Origin of the sequence: Alteromonas sp. KUL49, assembly GCF_006538345.1 — a bacterium.
Lineage (GTDB): Bacteria > Pseudomonadota > Gammaproteobacteria > Enterobacterales > Alteromonadaceae > Alteromonas.
Genome location: NZ_BJKL01000012.1, coordinates 48,792 through 63,639 on the forward strand (window position 1 = coordinate 48,792; position 14,848 = coordinate 63,639).

Consider the following 14,848-nt stretch of genomic DNA (forward strand, 5'->3'; position numbering starts at 1 on the left):
ACACAACCTACATTGGTTGTTATTACCTACATGCCGCATTCAACCCTCTATGTTCCAACACAGCAAGCGTGCGTCATCCCTTTCTTGGCAAGTATAGCCGATTATTTCGCAGGTGATTTCGTTTTTAAATCTGTGGCTATCAGTCTTTCATAACGGACACTGTTTTCTGCTAAATAAAAAGATGCACCGAATGGCGCTAAATTTTTTTCAAATTCCGATTAATACTTTGACAGATGGGGGCTGAACCTATATAGTTCGCGCGCTATGCAGAAAGTGAAACTCCCTCATTCAGTCGAACCCGTCAAGAGCGCTATGAAGCGTTCCGATTATCGGGGCGTTATGGCGTCGAAAGACATGGTTAGGCTCAACGAGGCAGTGGTTCGCTGTGATGATTGGGTAGACGTAGAAGTCCAGTTCGAAAAAGACGCGCAGGGTCTTACTGTATTTCACGGAAACCTAAGCACAGAGGTAACACTTATCTGTCAACGGTGTAATGGTGAACTCTCGCAACCTTTGGATGTGAATTTTTGTTTTAGCCCAGTGCAGGGGAACGAAAACGAAAGTGATGACGCCTTGCCCGAAGCTTACGAGCCGGTAGAGGTCGATGACCATGGAGAAGTCAGTCTACTTCATTTGTTTGAAGACGAGTTGATTTTGTCTTTACCTATCGTAGCCCTTCATGCAGAGGAGGACTGCGCTATCAGTCAAGACGATATGACATTCGGTGAGATTGAACCGGAACAAGAGCGAGAAAACCCTTTCGCGGTTTTGAAAGAACTTAAGCGAGACCAGGAGTAAGTTATGGCAGTACAACAAAATCGTAAAACACGTTCTAAGCGTGGCATGCGTCGTTCACACGATGCGTTGACAGGCGCGACTTTGTCTGTCGATGCAACGTCAGGTGAGACTCACCGTCGTCACCACGTGACCGCAGACGGTTACTACAAAGGCAAAAAAGTTATCGGCGCGTAAGCACCCGGTAATCGCGTTTTGTCTTCGCTAACCATTGCGTTAGATATCATGGGGGGTGATCATGGCCCCCCTGTTATCCTCTCTGCTGCCGTTCGCGCAGTACAACAGCATTCAAACGTAAACTTCATTTTTTGCGGCCACGAGTCCGTGATATTTCCAGCTTTGTCCAAGCTGACATCAGCACAACGAGAGCGCGTAGAAGTCGTTCACACGGAACAAGTTGTTGAAATGGGCGAAGCACCCACATCAGCACTGCGTCACAAGAAAGATTCCTCGATGCGAAAGGCCATTGAATGCGTTCAACAGCAACGTGCAAATGCGTGCGTGAGCGCAGGAAATACAGGTGCTTTATTAACGTTATCCTTTTACCTACTGAAAACCTTGCCTGGTGTTGACCGTCCGGCACTCGTAAGTCGAATGCCCACCGCCAGCCATCACAAGGTGTTTTTGCTTGATTTAGGCGCAAATGTTAATTGTACACCCGATATTTTGTTTCAATATGGCGTAATGGGGTCAGTGCTTGCCCAAGAGGTTGCAGGTATTACTCAACCCCGTGTTGCATTACTCAATGTCGGTGAAGAAGACATCAAGGGTAATGCTCAGGTGAAATCTGCTCATTCCCTGTTCAATGATGCCCCAGGTGTTAATTACATAGGATACGTCGAAGGTGACGACATATTCACCGATTATGCTGATGTCGTGGTAACCGATGGCTTTACCGGTAACGTTGCATTGAAGTCGAGCGAGGGATTGGCCAAGCTCGTTATAAACGAGGTAAAACAACAATCACAACGAAGTTTTATGACCCGTTTAATGGCAAAAATAGCTCTGCCATTACTTAAATCTATCTATAACAGAGTGAACCCCGACCAGTATAACGGTGCGAGTCTGATAGGATTGCGCGGCATTGTTATCAAGAGTCATGGAAATGCATCGAAAGACGCTTTTTATTACGCCATTGTCCAGGCAATCCAAGAAGCGAAGATGCAAGTACCGGACAAAATAAAAACAAAGATAGAAACGGTTTTGTTGGAGCAACTTTGAGCAACTATTCACGATTTATAGGCACCGGCAGTTATTATCCCTCCGAAGTTCGCACGAACGCAGATCTAGAAATAATGGTAGATACCAGTGATGAGTGGATCACTGATCGCACTGGGATTAAAGAGCGTCGTATAATTGGTGCTGATGAAACTGCGGCGACCATGGGGGCAGAAGCCAGTAAGAAAGCCATTGAGATGGCTGGTATCGATCCTAAAACTATCGATATGATTGTTTGTGCCACCACCAGCGGACGTTATGCCTTGCCAAGCACGGCCTGCGAAATTCAACAAATTCTTGACCTCGATGGTATCCCCGCATTTGACGTAGCTGCAGCATGTGCAGGCTATTGTTACGCGTTAAGTGTGGCGGACCAGTATATTAAGTCAGGTATGGCCAAACGTATTCTGGTTGTTGGTACTGACTGTTTGAGCCGTCTTGTCGACCCAGCTGATCGCACTATGGTCATTCTCTTCGGTGATGGTGCAGGCGCAACTATCATTGAGGCTAGTGAAGAACCTGGTATTTTGTCGACTCACATTCATGCCGCAGGCTCTTATGGCGAGTTACTTCGCGTGGGTAACCCAACGCGAGGTGATGAAGCGTCAGTTCATGAAAATTGGGGAGAAATGCGCGGCAACGAAGTATTTAAAGTTGCAGTGACTAAATTATCAGAGGTGGTTGAACAGACCCTCTCTGCCAATAATATGGAAAAGTCAGACTTAGATTGGCTGGTGCCACACCAAGCAAACTTCCGTATTATTAAAGCTACGGCTAAAAAGCTGAATATGTCATTGGACCAAGTCGTGCTAACCTTGGAAAATTATGGCAATACTTCAGCCGCAACTGTACCTACAGCACTTGATACCGCCATTCGAGATGGCCGAATTAAACGAGGACAACACCTATTGCTAGAAGCTTTTGGTGGTGGTTTCGCTTGGGCCTCGGCGTTAGTCAAGTACTAGTGCAGTCGTAAAATCACAATAAGAATTAAGGAATAACCATGACGAAAACCGCTTGCGTATTTCCAGGGCAGGGTTCACAAACTGTGGGCATGCTTAAGGAATTGGCAGACGTTTATCCTAGTGTTGTTGAGACATTCAAAGAAGCATCTGATGCATTGGGTTACGATTTGTGGGCGCTCGTTCAAGAAGACGCCGACGGTAAACTCAACGAAACACATATAACACAACCTGCGCTGCTCACTGCCAGTGTTGCTATTTGGCGAATTCTTCAAGAGCAAGGAATTCAGGTTGATTACCTAGCAGGGCACAGTCTAGGTGAGTACTCTGCCTTTGTTTGCGGTGGATCGATGGCATTTTCTGATGCCGTTAAACTGGTAGAGGCTCGTGGTCAGTATATGCAACAAGCCGTTCCTGCTGGCGCTGGAGCAATGTACGCTATTATTGGTCTAGACGATGCAACTATTACCGATGTATGTCATCAAACCGCGATTGCAACCGGCGATGTTGTTGCGCCAGTAAACTTTAATTCTCCTGGTCAGGTGGTTATTGCAGGTGAAGCTAAAGCTGCCGAACAAGCGGCTAATGCGTGCAAAGAGGCCGGAGCCAAGCGAGCATTGCCATTGGCCGTAAGCGTTCCTTCCCATTGTGAGCTTATGCGACCAGCCGCCGACCAATTGGAAGCGAGCTTAAAGGAAGTTGCAGTTTCTATTCCTCAAATCAATATTGTGAACAACGTTGATGTGACTATCGAAACAGAGCCGGATGCGATTAAAAATGCATTAGTTCGTCAGTTGTACTGCCCAGTACAATGGAGCCGCACAGTAGAATATTTAGCTGCTGCTGGCGTTGAGCGAATTGTTGAAGTGGGTCCAGGTAAAGTACTCACTGGCCTTACAAAACGTATTAACAAAACATTGACCTCTGTTGCAGTGAACACCCCAGAGGGTGTGGAAGCACTAAAACAATAAGGAATACAAATGAGCCAACTTACAGGCAAAATTGCACTGGTTACAGGTGCAAGTCGCGGTATTGGTAAAGCCATCGCGACAATACTTTCAGAGCAAGGTGCAACCGTTATTGGCACCGCGACTAGCGAAAACGGTGCAGCGGCTATCTCAGAATACCTTGCTGAAAAAGGCGGTAAAGGCCTAGCCTTGAATGTTACCGATAAAGACAGTGTTGATGGTGTTCTAAAATCTATCACCGACGAATTTGGTACTATCGATATTCTAATTAATAACGCTGGTATTACTCGCGATAATCTTTTGATGCGTATGAAAGACGATGAGTGGCAAGACATTATTGACACTAACTTGTCATCTATTTTCACACTATCAAAAGCAGTGCTTCGCGGTATGATGAAGAAGCGTCATGGCCGCATTGTCAATGTAGGCTCTGTAGTGGGTAGTGCAGGTAATGCGGGTCAAGCAAACTATGCAGCGGCGAAAGCTGGTGTCATTGGCTTCAGTAAATCGATGGCTCGCGAAGTTGCCTCTCGTGGTATCACTGTGAATGTGGTTGCTCCTGGTTTTATCGATACAGATATGACTAAAGCACTAAATGACGACCAACGAGAAGCTATTTTTAAAGATATTCCGGCCAATCGATTAGGCCAACCAGAAGAGATTGCAGCCACCGTTGCCTTTTTAGTGGGCGAGGGTGCAGCATACATTACAGGCGAGACCATTCATGTGAATGGCGGCATGTACATGGGTTAAATTCAACTATTTACACAATTTTACGCATTTGGGGCTAGATATTTTCTAACCATGGATGTAAAAATAGTGTTTTAGTATTTTCACATGTCGCTGGTTTGACCAGAGAAATTGTTTGAACTGGAGCTTGCAAGGGCTCAACTTGCAAAATAAACTAGCGGCACTTTACTATCTAGTGACGTTTTAAGGGAAACCTAGAATTATGAGTAACATTGAAGATCGCGTTAAGAAAATCATCGTAGAACAGCTTGGCGTTAAAGAAGAAGAAGTAAAAGCAGAAGCTTCATTCGTAGACGATTTGGGCGCGGACTCACTTGACACAGTTGAGTTGGTAATGGCGTTAGAAGAAGAGTTCGATACAGAGATTCCTGACGAAGAAGCAGAAAAAATTACTACTGTTCAGTCAGCTGTCGACTACATCAATGCTAACAAAGACGCATAAGCGTAGCTTAGCAAAAACGGCTCTTTAAGAGCCGTTTTTTTCTTTATTCCTTCCTTATAGTTACATTGCGAGGGCTTGTTGTGGCAAAACGTCGCGTAGTAGTTACTGGTCTTGGCATGTTATCACCTCTCGGTCTTAGCGTAGATAAGACTTGGCGTCGCCTTTTAGCTGGCGAGAGCGGTATTGGTGATATCACCCATTTTGACTGCACTGACTATACCACTCGATTTGCGGGTCAAATTAACGATTTTGATCCTCAAGAATATATCGAGAAAAAAGAAACAAAAAAAATGGATCGCTTTATCCAGCTGGGAATTGCAGCGGGTAAGCAAGCACTTAACGATTCCGGATTATCAGTATCTGAAGAAAATGCTCACCGTGTGGGTGTAGCTATCGGCTCAGGTATCGGTGGTTTGGAGCAGATAGAGCAGAACCATAATAAATTACAAAAGAGCGGCCCGAAGCGGGTTTCGCCATTTTTCGTTCCTTCAACCATTACCAATATGATTTCAGGCTTTTTGTCGATCATGGAAGGTTTGAAAGGACCAAATATCAACGTGGTAACAGCTTGTACTACAGGTGTACATAACATTGGTATTGCAGCCCGTACTATTGCTTATGGTGATGCAGACGCAATGTTAGCTGGCGGCGCTGAAGCGTCTATTACCCCGCTCGGTATCGCTGGATTTGGTGCGGCAAGAGCATTATCCACGCGTAATGACGATCCACAAGCAGCAAGTCGTCCATGGGACAAAGACAGAGATGGCTTTGTGATGGGCGAAGGTGCGGGCGTTGTTATGCTTGAAGAGTACGAATCTGCGAAAGCAAGAGGCGCACATATTTATGCAGAGCTAGTAGGCTTTGGTATGAGTGGCGACGCTTTCCATATGACATCACCACCAGATGACGGTGAAGGTGCAGCGGCATCTATGCAAAATGCTATCAACGATGCTGATATTAGCGCGAATGTTATTGGTTACGTAAATGCTCATGGCACTTCAACACCTGCTGGAGATGTTGCAGAAGTTGCAGCGGTTAAACGCGTATTCAAAGAGCATGCAAGTGATTTGCTGGTTAGCTCAACTAAATCGGCAACAGGTCACTTATTGGGTGCTGCAGGTTCAGTGGAAGCAATCTTTACTGTACTAGCATTGCGCGACAAAACTGCTCCTCCAACAATCAATTTGGATAACCCGGGTGAGGGTTGTGATTTGGATTTTGTTGCCAACGAAGCTAAAGGTTTTGACGCAGACTATGCGCTGTGTAACTCATTTGGCTTTGGTGGGACAAACGGCTCGCTTATTTTCAAACGCGTTTAATCTCCTAAACTGCGTTCAATTCAAAAGGCAGCAAGTACTCTTGCTGTCTTTTTTCGTTTAAAACGACATAGTTTTGCTTAACTTGTTATACTTTGATTATTGCTTACTAATTGATTAGCCAGTGAAAATATTATCTCAACAGTCACCCGTAAACACTAACGACCGCGCATTTAACTATGGCGACGGTGTGTTTTCGACGATGCTAGTAAAGCAGGGCAAGGTGGAGTTGATGTCTATGCACATTGCTCGTCTAGTGAATGATGCGGCCAGATTGGGCATTGCTATTGAGCCTAAGCAGTTATGCGACGCCATCGTCTCAGACGCTACAGCACTCACCCAAGACAGGGCCGTGTTAAAAGTGCATGTGTCGGCAGGTGAGGGAGGTCGCGGATACGCTCGTAATGATAACGCTAGCCCAATAGTCAGGTTTTCAGTTAACCCATATCCCGCACACTATGATCAGCTAAAAGAAAGTGGATTGACACTAATATGTGCTAAAACGCCTTTGGCTCTGCAACCAGCATTAGCTGGCTTAAAGCATTTGAATAGGCTGGAACAGGTGCTAGTAAAAAACGAGATTAATGCTGCCCAGTCTGCAATGCGACAAGACGTTGATGATGCGCTGGTATGTGATACCCAAGGTGATTTAGTTGAAACGTCGGTAGGTAATTTGTTTTGGAAAAAGGCCCATAAATGGTTTACCCCAGCGCTCGACAAATCTGGAGTTAATGGTGTTATGAGACAACTCTTGATCAGGTACTTTACCGCCAAGGGGATTGCCTTTGAGGAAGTAAAGTCTCCCATTGATACATTGGTTGATGCATCCGCTGTGTTAGTCACTAACGCGCTAATGGGTGTGATGCCAGTGAAAGTCGTTGTTGATCAAGGTTGGGCCTTTGATGATTCGGTATCTACCGCTAAGTCATTTAATCGAGTCCTTGATGAGTTTATCATTGAACAAAAGAACGATGAGGTTGTGAATGAAGTTGGTTAAATGGCTACTGTTGCTCGTATCAGTGGTAATCGTTTCAATCGTCATTGGTTTCAAACTAATAAAGAATGATGTAGCGCAACCGCTTAACTTCAGTGGCGTAACTTATTACACGGTAAAGCCCGGTGCTAATGCACACAAGGTGATTCGAGATTTAAGGGAGAGTGGAGTGCTAGCGAGTGGCGAGTTCGCCACCAAGGTTTGGCTACGCTTTTTTGCCAAGCACACTCAAGTAAAAGCTGGTACCTATCCGATTCAGAATCAAGTTACTCTACCGGATTTGTTAGCATTACTCGCTAAAGGTAGCGAGGCTCAGTTTAGTGTGAGTCTTGTGGAAGGCCTTACTTACAGAGAATGGATTCAAAGCCTCAAAGCCACAGACAGACTGATTGACGATACCTCAATAACAACGGGAAATTATTTGGTGGTTAATAGCGGGTTTTCACCTTCACCTATCCAACCAGAGGGTCTGTTACTTGCTGATACCTATTTCTTTGTTGACGGTGCTTCCGTCAGTTCTATTCTCGACCGCGCCCAATCGGCAATGACGGAGTTTCTCAATCAGCAATGGGAACTCCGACAACTTGATTTGCCTATTCATTCCCCTTATGAAGCCTTAATACTTGCCAGCATTATCGAGAAAGAAACCGCCGTACCTGAAGAACGAGCCCGTATTGCTGGTGTGTTTGTGAATCGTTTGCGCAAAGGCATGCGTTTACAGACAGATCCTACGGTAATTTATGGCATTGGCGATGATTTTGACGGTGATATTACTCGAAAACACTTGCGAGAACCCACACCTTACAATACGTACGTGATTAAAGGTTTACCACCAACCCCCATTGCAATGGCGGGTAAAGAGGCTATCGTGGCCGCGCTCAATCCGCTTGCCACCGACGAGTTGTATTTTGTATCTAGAGGCGATGGAACACATGTATTCTCTACAACACTGGAAGCGCACAATGAAGCTGTGCGAAAATACCAGCTTAACCAATAAAAGATGTAGTCAATGAGCGGAAAGTTTATCGTAGTTGAAGGCTTAGAAGGTGCTGGCAAAAGTTCGGTGATAGGTCTTATTATTAAAGCGTTAGAGAGTGCTGGGATGGGCGTAGAGCAAACACGAGAGCCCGGTGGAACACCTATGGCCGAAGCAATTCGCGAGTGTGTAAAGCAAAGTTGGGACGAAAGTGTTGCTGAAGAAACTGAATTACTCTTGATGTATGCCGCTCGTGTTCAGTTGCTGACTAATCGGATCTATCCTGCGCTTGAAGCGGGTAAGTGGGTAGTGGGTGACAGACATGACTTGTCTTCGCAAGCTTATCAGGGCGGTGGCCGAGGTGTTAATCCCACCACTATGAATGCTATGCGAGATATCGCATTAAAAGGTTTTAAGCCTGATTTGACTATCTACCTAGATGTTGAACCTGCTATTGGTTTGGAGCGTGCACGAGGGCGTGGTGAACTTGATCGCATAGAACAGGCAGGAATTGCATTTTTTGAGCGTACGCGAGCTCGTTATCTCGCTTTAGCTGAGGCTGATGAAAGTATTATTGTTGTAGATGCAATGCAGCCTATGGCCATGGTACACAGCGATGTGTCGAAAGTCATCGCAGGATATATAGCCTAATGCTACCGTGGTTCTCGACTATAAAGCGCCAGCTAGAACAGCGTGCTAGCCAGAGCTCGTTGCATCACGCACTGTTGTTTTCGGGCGCAGCCGGTATCGGGAAGCACGTGTTTGCAAATAGCGTGGCGACAAGTTTGTTGTGCAAATCCCTCGGTGACCAAGGGGCTTGTGGAGAGTGTCAAAGTTGTGAACTGATTACAGCAGGAAGCCACCCTGATTTTCATATCATAGAAAGTGAAAAACAAATTGGGGTCGACAGTATCCGAAACGCGATTCAGAAGCTCAGCGGTACAGCACAACTCGGTCACAACAAAGTGTTGATTGTTGTTGCGGCTGATACTATGACGGAAGCTGCAGCAAACGCATTACTTAAAACCTTAGAAGAGCCAACCGCGAATACCTATTTAATCTTACTCACAGAATCCCTTAATCGATTGTTACCAACTATCCTGAGTCGTTGTGAGAAGATAAAATTACCCACACCATCACATAGTGAATCAATGGCGTGGTTGACAACACAAGGACATTCAAGTGTCGATGACGAACAGTTATCAGCGTACGGTAGTGCTCCATTCAAGGTAAAAGCTGCATTAGAAGAAGGCGAAGGACTCACATTCTCGGACTTTTCTGAAAAAATGTCAGAACTCACTTCACAACAAACCGATGCATTGACCCTTGCCAATAAATGGCAAAGTGATGCACAACATGTAGTAAGTTGGTGCCAACAGCTTGCACATAAAAATTACGTAGCAAGCCAAACCAAAAATAGTTTCACCCAGTATCAAGCCTGCACTGAAGCGCAAAAGCATTTGTTACATCCCGGTGTGAACAAAACGTTAGTATTAGTCACCGTTTTAAAATTGTTTTCGTAACTTGTCATTGAAATTGTTGAGAATTTTGAGAGCGGGGCGAGGTAACACTTGAAACACGCTTTGAACCCATCCATGGGCGCTCTGCAGCGGCATCCATGCCGCTGAAGGTTTCAAGTGTTACCTCGCCCCGCTCACGTTAGATATCATTTTACATAATGAATTAGAGGTTGTTGAAAAGCGTGTTTGTAGATTCACATTGTCACTTAGATCGATTGAAACAGTCACCAGAGGAATTGGCAGAGACACTGGCGTTTGCTCGCAAGCGTGGGGTAGAACACTTTTTATGTGTGGCAGTGTCGGTGAAAGAATATGATGACATGTTAGCCACGGTAAAGGATTTTCCGGATGTTTCTGTGTCTTGTGGCGTGCATCCTTTGCATCAAGACGATGCGTGTAGTTACGATGAGCTACTCGAAAAAGCTCAGCGTGATGAGGTAGTCGCGGTGGGTGAAACTGGACTGGATTATTTTTACAGCCCAGAGAGTAAATCAGTGCAGTTAACCTCGTTTGTCGATCACATTAAAGTGGCTAACGAAACGGGTAAACCTTTGATTATCCATACTCGTGATGCCCGTGAAGATACAATTGCATTGCTAAAAGAGCACAAAGCAGAACACACGATTGGTGTACTTCATTGTTTTACCGAAAGTTTGGAAATGGCTCAAGCAGCAATAGAGATGGGTTTTTACGTCAGTATTTCGGGCATTGTTACTTTTAATTCTGCCGACGAATTACGTGAAGTGGTTAAAGCTATTCCATTGGAGAAACTCCTGATTGAGACGGACTCTCCATGGCTGGCTCCTGTGCCCCATCGAGGTAAACAAAACCAACCTGGATATGTGGTGGAAGTGGCAGAGTTTATCGCCAATCTGAAAGGTGTTTCGGTCGCAGAGCTGGCTAGGCAAACCACTGAAAACTTTTATCGTTTATTTTCTCTGGCAAAACACGCATAGTAGAGAAAATATCGCACCAAAATACTGAGCAGTATATGGATTCATCAACCCTCCAAATACCCGTAGTTGCCCCTTGGCGGCAGCTTCTACTCGCCAGTTTACAGCGAACCAAAGACATACCTGAAAGCCGTTATTTCCAATTAGCAAGTGTAGATAATACGGGAGCGCCGCGCTGCCGAACACTCGTGTTCCGGGAGTTACATCAAGACAATGAAATCATTATTATCTCAGATACACGCACTGAAAAATTCACCGAATTTTCGTCGAATCCCCGCGGTCAAATATGTTGGTATTTTGCTCATACCCGTGAGCAATATCGATTTGACGTGACAGCGCAAGTCACCACGTTTATCGACAACGAATTATGGCTCACAGAGCATTGGTCCCGATTATCGGATGCGGGTTAAAAAACAATTTCTCTGGGGCACACCAGGCACACCTAGGCGTGACCTTTACCCTTTAGAAAGTATTGAACCGGATAATGTAGTGCCTAGCCATTTCTGTGTAATATCGCTGGCCGTTTCAAAAGTCGATTATCTCAATTTGCGCGGCAACCCGCAGAACCGTATTGTGTTTGATAAACGAAGTGACGGGAGTTGGGGTACATCAGAAGTTATCCCGTAACTTTGTAAGTAATAATGAACTTAGTATAGGTTTAGTACCTGTGATTGTTTGCAAAGTTGTTTTTCTGAACGCTGTTAATCTTTGCAAATTCAATAACGCCGACGTATCGTTACTCTCTATAACTAACTCAGAAGTATAAGCAAAAAAGGGAATTTAGATGCACATTGTTTTAGGGATTTTGGGGACTCTCGTGACCCTTCTTATCTTAGTGAATCGACTTCAAGAAAACGGTGTAGATATTGGTTGGCTCAATCCATTCAGTTGGCATCGTCGCAGAAAGTTTAGAAAGGCTTACCATTTACCGGCGTCATACAGCTTAGACTCACCCATGGATGTTGCTGCATTGTTTATGCTTGCAGTGGCAAAAGCGGACGGTGATATAACGAAAAAACAAAAAGACACCATTTTAGATATCTTCCAGACAGATTTTAAGTTATCTGCATCTGAAGCTAACAATTTGCTTGGTTCAAGTGCGCATATTTTAGGGAATGGCGCTGATGTGAAAGATAGTCCCAAATCTGTAGTGGCTAAAAGTGAGGATAGCTTCACAACGGCCCAGGTCGACTCGACACTTAATCTGATTCAACGTGTTGCCAGTATTGAGGGAGCACCTAGTGATGCTCAACAAAAATTGGTTTCAGCTATTACTGCGGCGTTACCTAAAAAAGAAAATCAACGCTGGTAGGTAATATCAATGTAGTTGTACACGACCGGATTTCGGTTACAGGGGAACAGTAATGAGTATGTTTTTACTAGCAATTTTTCTCGTCACAGTTGGCACTATAAGCTTAGCATCTGACAAAACCAACATTATTGGCTGGGTGGCTTTTGTTGTTGGGTTTCTGCTATTGCTCGTAAAACTCTCGCGGTATTCAAAACGTTCAGGTAACGATAGTCACGTTTACTTTGTTGGTTCATCAAAAGACTCTCATTCAGATTCATCAGGAAGTGATGGTGGCGGTGGTGGTGAATAGATGATTTCGCTTAGAGATTTTAAGCACAATGATGCTAATCGATTGGTCGAAGTGCTGAACGATAGCAGCGTGAACCAATATTTATCAACGAAAATTCCCACGCCTTATACACAAGACGATGCGCTTTGGTGGATTGAAGAAGGGAGTCGCGGCGAGCTCATTAAAGCTATTACTTTCGACAACGTAATTGTGGGCTGTATTGGCGTAAACCGCGGTGATTTTGAGTATCAAAAGTCGGGCGAGATCGGCTATTGGCTCGACAGTCAGTATTGGCGTAAAGGCATTATGCTGCAAGCGATTGAAATGATGACCGAACAGGTGTTTTCTACTACGGATATTTGCCGTATTTTTGCTTGTGTATTTTCCTCTAACACCCCGTCTAAACAGTTATTGCTCAAGGCGGGCTTTTACGAAGAAGCAGTGCTAAAGAACGCGATATTCAAAGGTGGACAATTTTACGACAATCATATTCTTGCAAGATTGAAGTAGTTGAATACAGGAGTAAATATGCTCACTTATAGAGAAGCAAATCTTAGTGACATTGACATGCTAAAAACACTTGAGCAATGTGTCATTGAAGCTGAACGCCCTTTTAATGAGAGTATTAAAACAGAGGGTGCATTTTACTACGACCTAGTTGACCTTATCACTCAGGAACGTTCGGCTGTAATGGTTGGCGAATCAGAGGGAAAGATAGTAGCAACTGGCTATATTCAAATTAGAGCTTCTAAGCCTTCTCTTGACCATGATGAGCACGGATATTTGGGTTTTATGTATGTAAAGCCAGAGTTTAGAGGGCAGGGAATTAATAAGATCATGCTTGAAAGCCTTATAAATTGGGGTAATGCAAAAGGTATTTCTGACTTTTACCTTGATGTTTATGCCGAAAACGCCTCAGCAATTTCCGCTTATGAAAAAGCAGGATTTACGTCTTCTATCATCGAGATGAAACTCAACACTAGCGATTAGTTGTATTCATAGTTGGCTTCATATTGCTTTGTTGCTAGTGTTACCCCTACCTAAGAAAGCAGCGTTATGAACGTTTTCAGCCTTTCAAAATTAAATGGATGTATCGATGTATAAATTGTTTATTACGTGTGTTTTGTCGTTTTTCTCTTTCTTCGCTGTTTCCAGTGATGAAGCCATCGATTTAGATAAACTCGCTCAGGGCTATTTCTCGGCTATGGTGGCTTCCCAAGCACCAGATGCCAATCAGGAAGCGCTTGAAGCTTATCTTATCTTTTTAACTGATGATGTGGGGCATACCCATTTACCGTGGTTTGCTGATGACACCCGAGATCCAGAAGGCAAAGCACGTATGCGTGAAGGCATGACGTTCTATTTGGGAGCGCACACTGAGTATTCTGCCACTATGCTTAACACCTTTACTTTTAATCAATCGGCAATCGCCATTCGATACGAACACAGTGCAAAGGGAATACACCCAGAAAGTAAGCAGGCCATTGAGTACACAGAAGTAATTATGGAAGTCCTGGAGATAGAAGACGGTAAGGTTGCAGTAATCAGGAAGTACCACCAATGAAACTTAAAATAAATGTTGTTGATGCTTTTACTGAAGAGCGTTTTAAGGGGAACTCTGCTGCGGTTATCATCACTGAAAGTTGGCTTTCAGATGACTTGATGCAGTTGATTGCTATGGAGAACAATCTCTCTGAAACGGCCTATTTAGTGAAGAGTAGTGATGGTAGCTATGAAATTCGTTGGTTTTCACCATTGAGCGAAATCGAGTTTTGTGGCCACGCTACCTTGGCTGCAGCATCTGTTATTTTCCAACAAGAACCAACTGCGCAAGCGATAACCTTTACCGCCGATGCCGTTGGGTCCATGGTAGTGGTGCAATCGTCAGAGGGTTACATTGAAATGGACTTTCCCTCAAGAGTGCCAACGCCCGTAGACGATATACCAGAGCACTTAATGAATGGGTTATCCATTCCTCCAGTTAAGGTGTTAAAGAATCAACAGGCGTACTTTGTGGTTTATGAGAATGAAGATCAGATTCACAATGTGGAACAAGATCCCAAGCTAATCGCAGAGTTAGGACCATTGGATGTGGTTGTTACTGCTAAAGGCGAGCACTATGATTTCGTATCTCGCTATTTTTGGCCTGCTAACGGTGGAGATGAAGATCCAGTGACTGGTTCTATTCATACGGGACTTGCGCCCTATTGGGCAGGTGTTTTGAATAAGCAGGTTTTGTTCGCCCACCAAGCGTCAAAACGTGGCGGTGTATTGCGCTGTGAGGTGAGAGAAAACAGAGTCATTGTTGCCGGTAAAGCAGTGCATTACTTAGAAGGCGAAATAACCGTATAGTGCCGTAAAAATGGGTTCCTCG

20 protein-coding genes are annotated in these 14,848 nt (G+C 44.6%); all 20 read left to right on the forward strand.

The genetic code is table 11. The annotated features are described in order from the left end of the window. Positions 1-264 precede the first annotated feature (264 nt). The 20 genes from yceD (at position 265) to EYS00_RS17815 (ending at position 14,826) form a co-directional block, all read left to right on the forward strand. Positions 265-798, forward strand: coding sequence for a 23S rRNA accumulation protein YceD (gene yceD / locus EYS00_RS17720; RefSeq protein ID WP_130639027.1), 534 nt, complete (start codon positions 265-267; stop codon positions 796-798). 3 nt (positions 799-801) lie between these two features. After that, entirely contained in the window at positions 802-972 is a 171-nt protein-coding gene (gene rpmF, locus EYS00_RS17725; RefSeq protein ID WP_130639029.1) for a 50S ribosomal protein L32, read from the forward strand. Positions 973-990: 18 nt separating this feature from the next. After that, a complete protein-coding gene (gene plsX, locus EYS00_RS17730; RefSeq protein ID WP_130639031.1) occupies positions 991-2,016 on the forward strand; it encodes a phosphate acyltransferase PlsX in 1,026 nt (341 codons plus the stop codon). Continuing rightward, positions 2,013-2,978 (forward strand): beta-ketoacyl-ACP synthase III, encoded by a 966-nt coding sequence (locus tag EYS00_RS17735; RefSeq protein WP_130639033.1) that lies wholly within the window; start codon positions 2,013-2,015, stop codon positions 2,976-2,978. The genes plsX and EYS00_RS17735 overlap by 4 nt, the downstream gene beginning before the upstream one ends. Before the next feature lie 38 nt (positions 2,979-3,016). After that, positions 3,017-3,946 carry an ACP S-malonyltransferase gene (gene fabD, locus EYS00_RS17740; RefSeq protein WP_130639035.1) on the forward strand — a complete coding sequence of 310 codons (930 nt, stop codon included), beginning with the start codon at positions 3,017-3,019 and terminating at the stop codon, positions 3,944-3,946. A gap of 9 nt (positions 3,947-3,955) precedes the next feature. Continuing rightward, positions 3,956-4,696 (forward strand): 3-oxoacyl-ACP reductase FabG, encoded by a 741-nt coding sequence (fabG, locus tag EYS00_RS17745; protein WP_130639037.1) that lies wholly within the window; start codon positions 3,956-3,958, stop codon positions 4,694-4,696. A gap of 199 nt (positions 4,697-4,895) precedes the next feature. Continuing rightward, entirely contained in the window at positions 4,896-5,135 is a 240-nt protein-coding gene (gene acpP, locus EYS00_RS17750) for an acyl carrier protein (RefSeq protein ID WP_130639039.1), read from the forward strand. A gap of 80 nt (positions 5,136-5,215) precedes the next feature. Continuing rightward, positions 5,216-6,454, forward strand: a complete 1,239-nt coding sequence (gene fabF, locus EYS00_RS17755; RefSeq protein WP_130639041.1) for a beta-ketoacyl-ACP synthase II — start codon at positions 5,216-5,218, stop codon at positions 6,452-6,454. 121 nt (positions 6,455-6,575) lie between these two features. Continuing rightward, positions 6,576-7,448: an aminodeoxychorismate lyase gene (gene pabC, locus EYS00_RS17760; protein ID WP_130639043.1), complete on the forward strand. Its 873-nt coding sequence runs from the start codon at positions 6,576-6,578 to the stop codon at positions 7,446-7,448. Beyond that, a complete protein-coding gene (gene mltG / locus EYS00_RS17765; RefSeq protein ID WP_130639045.1) occupies positions 7,435-8,442 on the forward strand; it encodes an endolytic transglycosylase MltG in 1,008 nt (335 codons plus the stop codon). The genes pabC and mltG overlap by 14 nt, the downstream gene beginning before the upstream one ends. A gap of 12 nt (positions 8,443-8,454) precedes the next feature. Beyond that, entirely contained in the window at positions 8,455-9,072 is a 618-nt protein-coding gene (gene tmk / locus EYS00_RS17770; RefSeq protein ID WP_130639047.1) for a dTMP kinase, read from the forward strand. Beyond that, a complete protein-coding gene (gene holB / locus EYS00_RS17775) occupies positions 9,072-9,944 on the forward strand; it encodes a DNA polymerase III subunit delta' (RefSeq protein WP_130639049.1) in 873 nt (290 codons plus the stop codon). The genes tmk and holB overlap by 1 nt, the downstream gene beginning before the upstream one ends. A 179-nt stretch (positions 9,945-10,123) precedes the next feature. After that, positions 10,124-10,897: a TatD family hydrolase gene (locus EYS00_RS17780; protein WP_130639051.1), complete on the forward strand. Its 774-nt coding sequence runs from the start codon at positions 10,124-10,126 to the stop codon at positions 10,895-10,897. Positions 10,898-10,932: 35 nt separating this feature from the next. Then, positions 10,933-11,304 (forward strand): pyridoxamine 5'-phosphate oxidase family protein, encoded by a 372-nt coding sequence (locus EYS00_RS21090; protein ID WP_242618820.1) that lies wholly within the window; start codon positions 10,933-10,935, stop codon positions 11,302-11,304. A gap of 374 nt (positions 11,305-11,678) precedes the next feature. Continuing rightward, a complete protein-coding gene (locus tag EYS00_RS17790) occupies positions 11,679-12,206 on the forward strand; it encodes a TerB family tellurite resistance protein (protein ID WP_130639053.1) in 528 nt (175 codons plus the stop codon). A 52-nt stretch (positions 12,207-12,258) separates the two neighbouring features. Next, entirely contained in the window at positions 12,259-12,495 is a 237-nt protein-coding gene (locus tag EYS00_RS17795; protein WP_130639055.1) for a hypothetical protein, read from the forward strand. Then, entirely contained in the window at positions 12,496-12,984 is a 489-nt protein-coding gene (locus tag EYS00_RS17800) for a GNAT family N-acetyltransferase (RefSeq protein ID WP_130639057.1), read from the forward strand. An 18-nt stretch (positions 12,985-13,002) separates the two neighbouring features. Next, positions 13,003-13,464: a GNAT family N-acetyltransferase gene (locus EYS00_RS17805; RefSeq protein WP_130639059.1), complete on the forward strand. Its 462-nt coding sequence runs from the start codon at positions 13,003-13,005 to the stop codon at positions 13,462-13,464. Between the two features lie 106 nt (positions 13,465-13,570). Then, positions 13,571-14,038, forward strand: a complete 468-nt coding sequence (locus EYS00_RS17810; RefSeq protein ID WP_130639061.1) for a nuclear transport factor 2 family protein — start codon at positions 13,571-13,573, stop codon at positions 14,036-14,038. After that, a complete protein-coding gene (locus tag EYS00_RS17815) occupies positions 14,035-14,826 on the forward strand; it encodes a PhzF family phenazine biosynthesis protein (protein ID WP_130639063.1) in 792 nt (263 codons plus the stop codon). Before EYS00_RS17810 ends, EYS00_RS17815 begins: the two co-directional genes overlap by 4 nt. The last annotated feature ends 22 nt before the right edge of the window (positions 14,827-14,848 follow it).

Bases quoted from the DNA above. Each gene is read 5' to 3' on its own strand.
- yceD (WP_130639027.1), top strand. From the start codon at position 265: ATGCAGAAAGTGAAACTCCCTCATTCAGTCGAACCCGTCAAGAGCGCT.
- rpmF (WP_130639029.1), top strand. From the start codon at position 802: ATGGCAGTACAACAAAATCGTAAAACACGTTCTAAGCGTGGCATGCGT.
- fabD (WP_130639035.1), top strand. From the start codon at position 3,017: ATGACGAAAACCGCTTGCGTATTTCCAGGGCAGGGTTCACAAACTGTG.
- fabG (WP_130639037.1), top strand. From the start codon at position 3,956: ATGAGCCAACTTACAGGCAAAATTGCACTGGTTACAGGTGCAAGTCGC.
- acpP (WP_130639039.1), top strand. From the start codon at position 4,896: ATGAGTAACATTGAAGATCGCGTTAAGAAAATCATCGTAGAACAGCTT.
- mltG (WP_130639045.1), top strand. From the start codon at position 7,435: ATGAAGTTGGTTAAATGGCTACTGTTGCTCGTATCAGTGGTAATCGTT.
- tmk (WP_130639047.1), top strand. From the start codon at position 8,455: ATGAGCGGAAAGTTTATCGTAGTTGAAGGCTTAGAAGGTGCTGGCAAA.
- holB (WP_130639049.1), top strand. From the start codon at position 9,072: ATGCTACCGTGGTTCTCGACTATAAAGCGCCAGCTAGAACAGCGTGCT.
- EYS00_RS21090 (WP_242618820.1), top strand. From the start codon at position 10,933: ATGGATTCATCAACCCTCCAAATACCCGTAGTTGCCCCTTGGCGGCAG.
- EYS00_RS17790 (WP_130639053.1), top strand. From the start codon at position 11,679: ATGCACATTGTTTTAGGGATTTTGGGGACTCTCGTGACCCTTCTTATC.
- EYS00_RS17795 (WP_130639055.1), top strand. From the start codon at position 12,259: ATGAGTATGTTTTTACTAGCAATTTTTCTCGTCACAGTTGGCACTATA.
- EYS00_RS17800 (WP_130639057.1), top strand. From the start codon at position 12,496: ATGATTTCGCTTAGAGATTTTAAGCACAATGATGCTAATCGATTGGTC.
- EYS00_RS17805 (WP_130639059.1), top strand. From the start codon at position 13,003: ATGCTCACTTATAGAGAAGCAAATCTTAGTGACATTGACATGCTAAAA.
- EYS00_RS17810 (WP_130639061.1), top strand. From the start codon at position 13,571: ATGTATAAATTGTTTATTACGTGTGTTTTGTCGTTTTTCTCTTTCTTC.
- EYS00_RS17815 (WP_130639063.1), top strand. From the start codon at position 14,035: ATGAAACTTAAAATAAATGTTGTTGATGCTTTTACTGAAGAGCGTTTT.